Below are 11,623 nucleotides of genomic sequence, written 5' to 3'. Positions count from 1 at the left end.
GAAAGGGTAAAGGTTTTGTATTACCCTTTTCCCCACTATAAATAGTGCTTTATTAAAACTAAAAAGTCGCTTTTAAGTAATTGTTGACACCTTTGTTTCTATCAATTTAACAATGGCTGCAATTAATTTTTCTGGGTTAAGAGGTTTTGATAAATGCATCTGAAACCCAGCTTTTAGGGCTTTTTCGCGGTCATCGTTTCTTGCAAAGGCAGTCAAGACAATTGCTGGAATTCGTCCACCTTGTTCTGGTGTCCGAGTTCTCACTTCATGTATTAACATATAGCCATCCATATCGGGCATACTAATATCGCTTACCAACACATCTAGCTTGACCTCTGCTAAAGTTTGTAATGCTTCTTCAGCAGAAGATACTGCCATCACAAAAGCCCCATCTTGCTCTAATACAAAAGCAACAAAATCTCGTGAATCAGTATCATCATCGACAACTAAAACCCTGATGCCATTCAGAGGTAAGGAGTTAGAAGCTAAGAATGCAGGATAATTTTGTCCATCCATCAGCGTTGAACTTTCATCTGGCAGAAGCGGTAAGCTAACAGTAAATATTGCCCCTTGACCTTCACCGTGGCTATCTGCTTTGACAACGCCGCCATGTATTTCGATGATATTACGCACAATTGCTGATCCCAGTCCTAATCCACCAAAATTTCTCGTAGAGGTGCTATCTGCTTGGCGGAAGTAATCAAACACAAATGGCAAAAAGTCAGCGCTAATTCCCTTACCCGTATCGCTAACAATTATTTGAGCATAGCCATCAGTTTCCTGGAGTCGCACTTCTACCTTTCCGCCTCTGGGTGTAAATTTGATGGCGTTAGAAAGGAGATTCCAGACGACTTGCTGCAAACGAGTCGAGTCGCCCATGATTTGTCCCACACCCGGTTCAAATACTGTATTCACCTCAATCAACTTTGTTTCTGCTGCTAACTGCATTGTCTGTAGTGCCGACAATACCGTGGATTTGAGATTAATCTTCGTGATATTCAGCGTCAGTTTACCTTGTAAAATTCTGGAAATATCCAGCAAGTCCTCAATCAGTTGAACCTGTAAGGTAGCATTTCGCTCGATTGTCGCTAGGGCTTCAGATGTCTTTGTTTGGTCTAATCTGCGGGTTTGCAACAACTTTGACCAGCCGAGAATTGCGTTGAGTGGAGTGCGTAGTTCGTGAGAGAGGACGGCTAAAAATTCATCTTTAATTCGATTGGCTGTTTCTGCTTTTGCTCGTGCTACTTGTTCTAATTTCAGTAGGTGCGCTCGTTCTTCAAGTATTTGTTTTTGCTCGTGAATATCCGTACAGGTTCCAAACCACTTGACTACAAAACCTTGCTCATCTTTGAGTGGTAAACCTCGTGCTAGCTGCCAACGATAAGAGCCATCAGCAGCTCGTTTAAAGCGATATTCATTGTTATATATAGTGCTATTTTTGACAGCATCAGACCACACTTTATCAGCTCTTTGCACATCATCTGGATGCAATGCAGCCAACCAACCAGAACCCAAAGATTGTTCTAACGTTAGCCCAGTGTATTCACACCAATTTTGATTAAAATAATCGCATTCACCGTTAGGTTTAGTTGTCCAAACAAGTTGAGGAATTGCCTCAGCCAAGTAACGGTAGCGTTCTTCGCTTTGCCGGAGAATTTCTAAGATGCGTTGGCGTTCAAGAATTTCTTGTTGTAATTGTTCGTTAGTCTGAGTAATTTCATTGGTGCGAACAGCAACCATTTCTTCGAGATGATTCTGGTATTTTCGCAGTTCCTCTTCTACCCATAAGCGTTCGCTTATTTGGGTTTGAAGTTCTTGATTTGCTTGTTCTAATTGAGTAGGGCTAGGAAGTACCAATGCTTGAGGAACTAAAGGTACAAGCTCTAACGCGGTAATTACAGATATTGTGGCAGTTACTGCTTTGAGAAACCCCGACACCCAATAGGTTGGATGCCAAAGTGTCCAAATCTCCATTAAATGAGTAGTGCCGCAAGCTACGATAAATCCACTAAATAGTAGAAAAATCCAATCAAAGGGCAAATCTTGTCGCTTGCGGACAAAGTAGAAGAGTGTAGCTGGAATCGAGTAATAAGCTAGTGCAATGAATGCATCAGATAATATGTGTAACCAAACTAAATTCGTTTGCCATAGATAACAATGTCCATGTGGAATAAATGATTCTGATGTCAAAAAGTTAGTCCACATTTCTGATATTATATTTGACATAAAAACTGGATTGTTTAATTTATTAAAATTTACTACTAAATATCTACCTTTGCTTAATACTATTTTAGTAAGTAGGTAGACATAATTAAATATAAAATAAACTTCTATTTTGTAGTGAGTGATTTATCGCTCAGAGCAAGGATTCTCAGGACTAAAGTCCTTACTACAAACTTTAAATTTATTATGCCTAGATACTTACTCAAATATTAGCGATCCAGTGTGTCTAATTTCTGCACTGCTTAAGGTAAGGAGACTACAATATGTCTTTATAAAACCAAAAGGCTGTTAGTATCATCGCTGTTCGGCAAAAATCAATCATTTAAAATTACTAATATATTCTCTTCTAAAGCCTAAATGAATTAATTGTGGTTATGGAGCTTGAAGCGCATCCGATCGCAATTGTAACGGCTATGAAGAGAGCGGTCAAACTTGTGGAAATTGCAGACATAATTATGGTATACAACAGTGAATTACCAAATAAAAACCATTCTCACCATAATGATGGGAATGGCAAAAATTAGGAGACACAACAGTAAAACTTAATATCTGCAACTCTCATTAAAGTTAAGATTCGTTTGACTTAGCACTCATTTTATCTAACAGTTGAGTGATTTTTTTAGCTTTTTCAGGTTGGCGCTGTTTTTGTAATAAATCTTTAGCTTGTTGCAGGTTAGTTTTAGCTTCTTCTTCTCGCTCTTGCTGCATAAGGATATTCGCCAAACGCAAGTAAGCATCAGGATTTTTCGGACTGCGGCGAATTACTTCTTGAAATAATTCTGTTGCTTCTTCTACTTGTCCTTGTTGGTTTAAAACATCTCCCAAAAACAAGCGCACTACGTCATTTGTAGAATTGATGGAAATCACTTTGCGAAAGGCCGCTTCTGCACCTTGGTAATCTTTTGCTTGGGCAAGATTGATACCTTTTTGAAACAAGTCTGAGGTAATCAAAGTTTTCCAGGCGAAATAGCCAAGGATTGACAGACTCAGAACAACTACAACAGCAGCGATAATCGAACTAGTGGGAAAGGTTTCTAGCATTGTTTAAGCCAAAAGACAGGCGATAGGAAAAATCAGATATTCCATAAAAAAGAGTTTCCAGATAAATTGGTAGAATTGAGCGATCGCACTTTTATCTTGTAAGTCTACACTCAAACTCCGCAACCACAGCCAAGCCAACAGCCCCAAATGAGTAACTACCAGGAATATGGCGTTAACTGAGGCGACATTTAGCACCCCAACCAAAATTATTCCCAGATAGCAGGCAGTGATTACCCAAAGAGACAGATTGAACACAGCTTGGGGGCCGAGTTTGATGGTGAAAGTAGTAATATTGTAGAGGCGATCGCCTTCCATATCGGGGATATCTTTAAAGATGGCGATCGCAAAGGTAAACACCAAAATAAATAACGTCAGCACCCATACCACAGGCGGAATTGTTTGGCTTTGTTGCAACGCCCAACTGTAATGCAGATATAAACCTAAGTTAACAATTGTACCGCGCACCGAAAAAATACACAGCGCCGCCCAAATGGGAAACTGTTTTAAGCGAATTGGTGGTAAAGAATAAGCAGTACCAATGGCCAAACTAATTGCTACCATACCCAATAAAAACGGGCCAGTTAGCCACGCCACAACCAGCGCCAAAATTCCAGTAGAAGCGACAATTAATTGGCCAGTTTGCTGAGAAAACTCACCAGACGCTAAGGGTAAATGAGGCTTATTAATCTTGTCGATTTCTACATCTTCTAATTGATTCAGCCCGACAATATAAACATTGCCACACAGACAACTAATCCATGCACCAAAAACAGGGAATAGAGAATACGTAGAGACAAGATTCATTGCGTCTCTACTGATGGCAATGGCAATTAAATATAAACCCAAAACACTCAGACTTGTACCAATAATCGTATGAGGACGAGAGAATTTCCAGAAGGCGTATAACCACTGGAAATATGATTGAACAGGTTTGCCTGGTAAAGGGCTGTTTTGAGAACTTTGGCTCATGAGTAGCTTAAATACAGTATTCTGATTGGTTGTTAATCATTGTTACAGAATTTGGTCATTAGACTTCTTTCATGAATCAACAGCCCTCACCCTTCTCCTCCGTGCCCTCTGCTGTAGCTTGCGACAAGCCGCAGCGTCTACGTTATTCTAAACTTATAACTTCTTGCGCCAACTCATATCAAGAATGCGATTAATTTTATACAGTAAGCCCGGCTGTCATTTATGTGAAGGCTTGCAAGAAAAGCTAGAACAAATCCAAAATCTTAGTTTCGAGTTGGAAGTTAGGGATATTACGACTCGTGAAGATTGGTTTGCTGCGTATGAGTATGAGGTGCCGATGCTTTATTTATCGAACCGCCAAGGCGCCAAGGACGCAGAGGAAAAACCATTGCCGCGTCCTTCTCCTCGTGCTAACGTACAGCAATTGGAGCAAATGTTGCGTAAATATTTAGCCAATTAGAAAAAAATAATGCAGAATAAGCGCAAGATCAAGAATGTGACGAGGTTCACAAAATGAAATTGCGGGAATTACTAACGGCGGTAGACAGTGTTGAGCAATTGCCTAGTTATCCAACTTTAGAGGATGTGGAAGTTAGGGGTTTAAAGACGAATTCCCATGCTTGTCGTGTGGGAGATTTGTTTATTGGGATGCCAGGAACGCGGGTTGATGGTGGGGAATTTTGGCAAAGTGCGATCGCATCGGGGGCTGTAGCTGCGATCGTTTCTCCCGAAGCTGCACAAAAAAATCCTCCCACAAATCAGGCTGTGGTCATTAGTGCAAGCAACATCACTCAAGCTTGTGCGCAGATAGCCAGTGCTTTTTATGGTTATCCAGGGCGAAAACTCAAGTTGGTAGGCGTAACTGGTACAAATGGCAAAACTACAACTACTCATTTAATTGAATTTCTCCTCAACAAAGCTAATTTAGCTACAGCTTTGATGGGAACTCTCTACACTCGTTGGGCAGGTTTTGAGCAAACTGCTGCCCACACTACCCCCTTTGCAGTGGAACTGCAACAGCAGCTAGCAGAGGCACTAAAGGCTGGGAGTGAGTTCGGGGTGATGGAAGTCAGTTCTCACGCTTTGGCCCAAGGTAGAGTGTTGGGTTGTGAATTTGAGGTGGCGGTATTTAGTAATCTTACTCAAGACCATCTCGACTATCACAGCGATATGGAAGATTATTTTGCTGCCAAAGCGTTATTGTTTAGTCCTAATTATCTCAAGGGACGGGCAATAATTAATGCTGATGATGCTTACGGGAAGCGGTTAATTGCCTCGTTAGATTCCGAACGAGTTTGGAGTTACAGCGTCAACGACAACAGCGCTGATTTATGGATGAGCGATTTAAATTACCAGCCAAATGGTGTTAGTGGGACATTACATACACCAAAAGGTGATGTGGCTTTTCGATCGCCTCTAGTCGGACAATATAATTTAGAAAATCTTTTAGCAGCCGTAGGAGCAGTTTTGCACTTAGGGCTAGATTTGCAGTTAGTGGCAAATGTAATACCTGAGTTTCCCGGAGTTCCCGGACGGATGGAACGCGTACAAATTAGTAGTGAGCAAGATATTAGCGTGATTGTGGATTATGCCCACACGCCCGATAGCTTAGAAAATTTATTGAAAGCTGCGCGTCCGTTTATACCTGGAAAAGTGATTTGTGTATTTGGTTGTGGAGGCGATCGCGATCGCACCAAGCGCCCAAAAATGGGTAAAATCGCTGCTGAGTTAGCTGATGTGGCAGTGGTGACATCAGATAATCCTCGAACTGAAGACCCAGAAAGGATTTTGCAAGATATTTTGGCGGGAATAGCTGACACAGTGCAGCCAACAGTAATTTGCGATCGAGCGATCGCAATTCGTACCGCTATTTTACAAGCACAACCCGGTGATGGAGTATTGCTTGCTGGTAAAGGTCACGAAGATTACCAAATTCTCGGCACCGAAAAAATCCATTTTGACGACCGAGAACACGCCCGCGACGCTTTACACGAAAGACTTAACGTCCAAGCTTAATTTGGGCATTGGGCATTGGGCATTGGGAAAGAGGAGGCAGGAGGCAGGAGGCAGAAGTTGTTTAATTTTGAATTTTGAATTTTGAATTTTGAATTTTGAATTTTGAATTGATTTCTCCCCTGCCTCTTTACTCCCCCTCTAGGTAGAGCGACAGATACATACTCCCAAACCTTTGTTCTGTCTGGCTTTCTTAATTTTGAATTTTGAATTTTGAATTTTGAATTGGTATTAATGTTTCTTTCCGTGGTGATTTTGTAAAAAATGCACATATAAAGGTGAAAATCGAAGACAGAATTATTTCTTGCTTCATCCAAGTTGTGCTTGACTCATGAATATTTCTTTGGCTAAGGATCTGTCTGTTTATCAACTGGTTATGGGAGTGCAAGCGCCTCCGAAACCATTGTCGCTCAGTCCTGCTACTCTGCTATCACTGGTGAGAGCGCAAATTGACTTACTCATTGAGCAGCAAATTGCAGCGACTCTCTGGGTGAAGCTACCACCAGATAAAATTTGGCAATCAGAATTAGCGCGTTATCAATCCTCGGTAGGTGCGTCTAGTCTTATTTATAGTTGCCAGATTGATGAGAGTAGGAAAAAGGAAGCAGGGGGAGATCAGGGAGCAGGGGGAGACAAGGCAGAGGAAAAAGTAAATACCTCCTTGTCCCCCTCATCCTCCTTGTCCCCCTATCACATTCCTGTTCACCTACCACCAGATAGCCAAATGCGACGGGAAAACTTTCTGATGGTGTTATCGCCACAGTTTTGCAGTTTAATTTTGGCTCATCGACCACTTAAAAAACGTAAAAATAAGACATCGGGGAAGGTAAATACTAATAAAAACCAGCCGTTGCTGATTGTAACTACTGTTGAAGGGAGAGTAATTCAGCAAGTATTAAATAGTATCCAACAAGCGATTGCACCAGAATCATCTTCACTACCTGCTAGTTTTATTTGTCCAACCGTGCCCCAACCTGTACTGATGAATCAACTGTTGGCAAAACAACTCCTCCGACAAGATGAAATTAATCGTCAAATCATCACAGTACGCACTAATAAGTTGGAGCAGCAAAATCAAGAACTGCACAACAAAGAGCAACTCAAAGATGAATACCTGAAAAATGTCTGTCAAGAACTGCGTATACCTTTGACGCACATGAAAACGGCACTTTCGTTATTAAATTCCCCTAATCTGAAACCCCCGCAACGACAACGTTATTTACAGATGTTAAATACCCAGTGCGATCGGCAAAACTCCCTGATTACTGGTTTTTTGGAACTGGTGCAGCTAGAACAAAATTTGGACGGGACGACTTTGGAGTTGGTGCGTCTCTCAGATATAGTACCTGGAGTAGTTAGTACCTACCAACCTGTAGCCCAAGAAAAAGGAATTATGCTAGCCTACACCGTACCAACTGAACTTCCATCTGTTTGGTGCATGACTGGTAAGCTGAGACAAATTGTAATTAATCTGTTGCACAACAGTCTTAAGTTTACTCCTAATGGAGGTCAAGTATGGGTGCGTGCCCGTAATCAAGGCGATTATGTCCAATTAGAATTCCGCGACACAGGGATCGGTATTGCAGAAAACGAAATTCCCAAAATCTTCGATCGCTTTTATCGCGTGCGTACAACAGCAACCGAAGATTATGGTGGTGCTGGGTTAGGGTTAACGATAGTACAGCAATTGCTGCTGCGCTGTGGTGGATCTATTTTTGTAAAAAGTAAATTATCTGAAGGTTCTACCTTTACAGTGCAACTGGCAACTGCTGGTAATATCCCAAGAGCGATCGCAACAGAAAATGAGTTATGAGTTATGAGTTATAAGTGATGAGTTATGAATTTTTAACTCATCACTCACAACTTATAATTCCTACAGTTATTTTGCCTAACCTGGTGCAAACTCAGTAAACTTTCGCTTGTAAGGAGCATGAAAACCCAAAATAATATCTTGTTTTGGCACTCCAGCAGTTACTAACTCATTTGCTACTCCGGTCTCAGTTCCATCGCGCTGAATCCAAATTTTGCCGTCCTTAATATCAATATGGATGATGCAACCATAAACTCGCCTCAGTTCTTCCCATCCCAAATGAAGAACTTGATAATGGTCACGCTCTGTATCAAAAATTAACTGTACTTCTGTATCATCATTTGAGTGGTGAATTGAATGACGTTTCAGGATTGTCTGCACTAATTCACGGTAGTTTATTCTTTCCATAGCAAAACCTCTTCTTTAATGGGTTCAAAAATCAGAAGCTTCAGCCGATGTTCAGCGATTATTTCTTGAATAAATGGCCGAATAAAAAAGTCTTGATAAACATCTTCAGAGATAGCTAAGTATAAAATTCGTTCAGGGTACTTTTTCCGTAATGCTGAACGGTAGGTGAGCGTCTGACCTAAAGCGACATAAAAATCACTAATTTCCGATGCACCGATAAAAGATTTAATCTCAACTGCGATTTTTTGACCAGCTTTTTGAGTAGCTAAGATTCTTTCTGCCCCTAAGTCTACATAAAATTCAATTTCATCAACTTTAACTGATAGAGGGTCATGGGTAATAGTCTACCCATCCTTTTTTAAAGCTGAACAAACAGCAATATGAAAAATATCTTTAGCTGACATAATTTAATTATAAATATATTCACTGGCAGTTTTTGTTGGCAGCAACTATAAAAATTTTATTAAAGCAAATAGTTTACACTGGTAATTTTACCTGGATTGGGTTTTAAAATTAATCCGTTTACAGAATTAATCTTATTGATAAAAGACATAATGTTATTTGGATGAATCTTTTGGCAACACCTGTGTAAACTCTCCACTTTGTTTATTGCGAACTACTATAAATTCACTATTTGGCATTCGTAGCTCTACCGGAATTATTTCAGTTGGTAACTCCATTAGTAACCCACCATCTAACATTCCTGCACCGGGAAAGGCTATAACCGTGATTATGCCTGGTCTAAGACAACCAAGAACTCGAGCTGGTATTGTATCAAGCATTATATTATAACAATTAACAATTCGACATAAATATTACGACTTTTTATTTTTTTATTGATACTTATCTAGATTATTTACCAATACAGAAACGGCTAAAAATCCTCTCTAAAACTGATTCTGTTACTTCCTCTCCAGTAATTTCTCCTAAAGCTTGAATCGCACCTCGTAAGTCAATTGTCCAAAAATCAAGAGGTAACTGCTGGGTAATTGTCGCTTGCACCTGTTCCAAAGACATTTTAGCTTGAGTTAAGGCTGCCGCCTGCCTTTGGTTAATGGCTAAATCTATATCAGCAGCTTGCACTTTTCCAGATTGAACTATCTCCAAAATTGCTGCTTCTAAATTATCAATACCTTGATTTTGGGCTGCGGCTGTGACAATTTTGGATTTTGGATTTGAGATTTTAGATTGAAAAGTTGTTCTTTCACTTTCTTCTACTAAATCGATTTTGTTAATCACTATAATCACCGGACGGTGTTGTACCTTTTGGTAAATTTCTTCATCACCTTCTGTCCAACCTGCGGAAGCATCGATGGTAAGCAAGACTAAATCAGCTGCATTTGCAGCACGACGCGATCGCTCAACGCCAATTTTTTCCACTTGGTCTGTTGTTTCCCGAATCCCTGCTGTATCTAACACTTGTATGGGAATTCCGCCGACAACTAACTGAGATTCGACAACATCGCGGGTTGTACCAGGTAAATCAGTCACAATGGCGCGATCGCTCCGGCTCCAAGCGTTCAATAAACTCGACTTACCCACATTCGGACGCCCAACAATTGCCACTTTTAAACCAGTACGTAGCAACTCACCTCGATCTTTGGTTTGTAATAACCTAGTTATTTCTGCGGCAATTCGATCGATTGCTGATATTATTGCTTTATCATCCAACGGAGGTAAGTCTTCTTCAAAATCAATCCGAGCTTCAATTTCTGCCAAGATATCTAAACAGTTAGCGCGTAACTGCCGAATCGGATGAGCTAATTTTCCTTGTAAACCAGCTAAAGCACTTTGAGCAGCTTGGGGTGATTTAGCTCCCACTAAATCAGCAATACCTTCGGCTTGAGTTAAATCTAATCGTCCATTCAAAAAGGCGCGGAGAGTAAATTCTCCAGGTTGCGCTAGTCTAGCGCCATTTTCCAAACACAGTTGCAACACCTGCTGCACTGCGATAATTCCCCCGTGGCAATGGAATTCCACTACATCTTCACGGGTGTAAGAACGGGGTGCTTTCATCATCAACAACAAAGCTTCATCCACTATTTGTTGCGTCTGGGGATGGCGAATGTAACCGTAGAGAATCCGGTGACTTTCCCAAACTTGTCGCCCTGGTGTATGAAAGAGACTTCGGGCGATTGCCATTGCTAGAGAACCGGATACCCGCACAATCCCAACACTACCCTGTTGGGGGACAACAGCAGTGGCGATCGCGGCTATAGTTCCAGTAGTAGCAAACAGTTCTGACATGAGCGCCCTTTATAAAAGTGAGGAGTAAGGAGTTAGGAGTAAAAATCATAACTCATAACTCATAACTCATAACTCATAACTTTCTAAATAGTGAGTATTTAGACTAATGAGATACCAACTGGCAAGGTAAAATTTACCTGTAGGTCATGCCTGATAGTAAAGAGTTAACAGTGAAGAGTTAGAGATGAAAATCATGACTCACAACTTATAACTTATAACTTTTAGAGAGAGGAATGTACTGTGGAGCAAAAGATTAACTGCGCTGTAGCCTGTGTTAATGGGTGTGTTTTAGGGGATAAATGCCCCAATACCGAGTTTAAAGAATCAGCCACAAAATTTATTGAAGAGACTCCCTTAGAGAAAATGCTGGAGTTGGCACAAGAACGTCTGCGAAAAAAAATGGCGGAACCGCCAAAATGGGTTTTTCCTGAAGATCCATAGCATTCAGGGTAACAGGCACAAGCAAGACAGCGTGGAAGTTAAATGGTATCTGGATCTATATTTAATTCTCGCAGTTTTGCTGCCAAGCGATCGCTACGTTGTTTCTGGTGTTGTGCCACTTCTTCCGGTGTGGGAATCAGTTCTCCTTCACAAGTGTAAAAGCGTAATTTTTCTTAAACAACCGTTCTCTGAAACTTAGGCAAAATTAGGCATCGCCTAATACTTGCTGTTCAGTTCTTGTTTCATCGCCTCCCAGTAGCCTAAACTAACGTGAGTTCGACAGACCTCTCCCGGACAGCCTCCCTCTCCTAAAAGGCGCTACGGTGTACACACAAGTCTCTACGTTGTTCAATAATCTGGGTTTTACCCCACCCTAATCACTGCTTGAATTCAACAAACGACCGCCCGAATTCAATAAACGACCGCCCGAATTCAATAAACGACCGCCCGAATTCAATAAACGACCGCCCG

10 protein-coding genes and 1 pseudogene are annotated in these 11,623 nt (G+C 41.0%); 4 read left to right on the top strand and 7 right to left on the bottom strand.

Annotated elements, in window-relative coordinates; genetic code table 11:
* Positions 1-72 precede the first annotated feature (72 nt).
* The 3 genes from RM368_RS24285 to RM368_RS24275 all read right to left on the bottom strand — a co-directional run bounded on the left by RM368_RS24285 (position 73) and on the right by RM368_RS24275 (position 4,233).
* The gene (locus RM368_RS24285) at positions 73-2,226 is read right to left on the bottom strand and encodes an ATP-binding protein (RefSeq protein ID WP_322696410.1); all 2,154 of its coding nucleotides are present in this window, start codon (positions 2,224-2,226) and stop codon (positions 73-75) included.
* A gap of 564 nt (positions 2,227-2,790) precedes the next feature.
* Positions 2,791-3,264: a tetratricopeptide repeat protein gene (locus tag RM368_RS24280; RefSeq protein WP_322696409.1), complete on the bottom strand. Its 474-nt coding sequence runs from the start codon at positions 3,262-3,264 to the stop codon at positions 2,791-2,793.
* A 3-nt stretch (positions 3,265-3,267) separates the two neighbouring features.
* Positions 3,268-4,233, bottom strand: coding sequence for a homogentisate phytyltransferase (locus tag RM368_RS24275; protein WP_322696408.1), 966 nt, complete (start codon positions 4,231-4,233; stop codon positions 3,268-3,270).
* 184 nt (positions 4,234-4,417) lie between these two features.
* Between RM368_RS24275 and RM368_RS24270 the strand changes: the two genes are divergently transcribed.
* From RM368_RS24270 to RM368_RS24260, 3 genes are all read left to right on the top strand, one after another.
* Positions 4,418-4,693 (top strand): glutaredoxin family protein, encoded by a 276-nt coding sequence (locus RM368_RS24270; protein WP_322696407.1) that lies wholly within the window; start codon positions 4,418-4,420, stop codon positions 4,691-4,693.
* A gap of 53 nt (positions 4,694-4,746) precedes the next feature.
* Complete coding sequence (locus RM368_RS24265) at positions 4,747-6,249, top strand: UDP-N-acetylmuramoyl-L-alanyl-D-glutamate--2,6-diaminopimelate ligase (protein WP_322696406.1); 1,503 nt, start codon at positions 4,747-4,749, stop codon at positions 6,247-6,249.
* A gap of 328 nt (positions 6,250-6,577) precedes the next feature.
* Positions 6,578-8,059 (top strand): DICT sensory domain-containing protein, encoded by a 1,482-nt coding sequence (locus RM368_RS24260; protein WP_322696405.1) that lies wholly within the window; start codon positions 6,578-6,580, stop codon positions 8,057-8,059.
* A 75-nt stretch (positions 8,060-8,134) separates the two neighbouring features.
* Here the strand turns inward: RM368_RS24260 and RM368_RS24255 are convergent, their stop codons facing one another.
* From RM368_RS24255 to mnmE, 3 genes are all read right to left on the bottom strand, one after another.
* A complete protein-coding gene (locus RM368_RS24255; RefSeq protein ID WP_322696404.1) occupies positions 8,135-8,464 on the bottom strand; it encodes a XisI protein in 330 nt (109 codons plus the stop codon).
* The gene (locus tag RM368_RS24250) at positions 8,452-8,805 is read right to left on the bottom strand and encodes an element excision factor XisH family protein (protein ID WP_322696441.1); all 354 of its coding nucleotides are present in this window, start codon (positions 8,803-8,805) and stop codon (positions 8,452-8,454) included. The genes RM368_RS24255 and RM368_RS24250 overlap by 13 nt, the downstream gene beginning before the upstream one ends.
* Before the next feature lie 511 nt (positions 8,806-9,316).
* Positions 9,317-10,711: a tRNA uridine-5-carboxymethylaminomethyl(34) synthesis GTPase MnmE gene (gene mnmE, locus RM368_RS24245; protein WP_322696403.1), complete on the bottom strand. Its 1,395-nt coding sequence runs from the start codon at positions 10,709-10,711 to the stop codon at positions 9,317-9,319.
* A 240-nt stretch (positions 10,712-10,951) separates the two neighbouring features.
* Here mnmE and RM368_RS24240 point away from each other — a divergent pair, with 240 nt between their 5' ends.
* Positions 10,952-11,152: a hypothetical protein gene (locus tag RM368_RS24240; RefSeq protein ID WP_322696402.1), complete on the top strand. Its 201-nt coding sequence runs from the start codon at positions 10,952-10,954 to the stop codon at positions 11,150-11,152.
* A gap of 38 nt (positions 11,153-11,190) precedes the next feature.
* Here RM368_RS24240 and RM368_RS24235 read toward each other — a convergent pair.
* Positions 11,191-11,322 (bottom strand): annotated as a pseudogene (locus RM368_RS24235) (Uma2 family endonuclease); the annotation flags it as partial.
* Positions 11,323-11,623 lie beyond the last annotated feature (301 nt).

This window comes from Nostoc sp. DedSLP03 (assembly GCF_034530815.1).
Classification (GTDB): domain Bacteria; phylum Cyanobacteriota; class Cyanobacteriia; order Cyanobacteriales; family Nostocaceae; genus Nostoc.
This window is presented reverse-complemented; position numbering and strand designations above follow the sequence as displayed.

Coding starts and splice junctions, on each gene's coding strand:
- RM368_RS24285 (WP_322696410.1), bottom strand. CDS start 2,226: ATGTCAAATATAATATCAGAAATGTGGACTAACTTTTTGACATCAGAA.
- RM368_RS24280 (WP_322696409.1), bottom strand. CDS start 3,264: ATGCTAGAAACCTTTCCCACTAGTTCGATTATCGCTGCTGTTGTAGTT.
- RM368_RS24275 (WP_322696408.1), bottom strand. CDS start 4,233: ATGAGCCAAAGTTCTCAAAACAGCCCTTTACCAGGCAAACCTGTTCAA.
- RM368_RS24270 (WP_322696407.1), top strand. CDS start 4,418: ATGCGATTAATTTTATACAGTAAGCCCGGCTGTCATTTATGTGAAGGC.
- RM368_RS24265 (WP_322696406.1), top strand. CDS start 4,747: ATGAAATTGCGGGAATTACTAACGGCGGTAGACAGTGTTGAGCAATTG.
- RM368_RS24260 (WP_322696405.1), top strand. CDS start 6,578: ATGAATATTTCTTTGGCTAAGGATCTGTCTGTTTATCAACTGGTTATG.
- RM368_RS24255 (WP_322696404.1), bottom strand. CDS start 8,464: ATGGAAAGAATAAACTACCGTGAATTAGTGCAGACAATCCTGAAACGT.
- mnmE (WP_322696403.1), bottom strand. CDS start 10,711: ATGTCAGAACTGTTTGCTACTACTGGAACTATAGCCGCGATCGCCACT.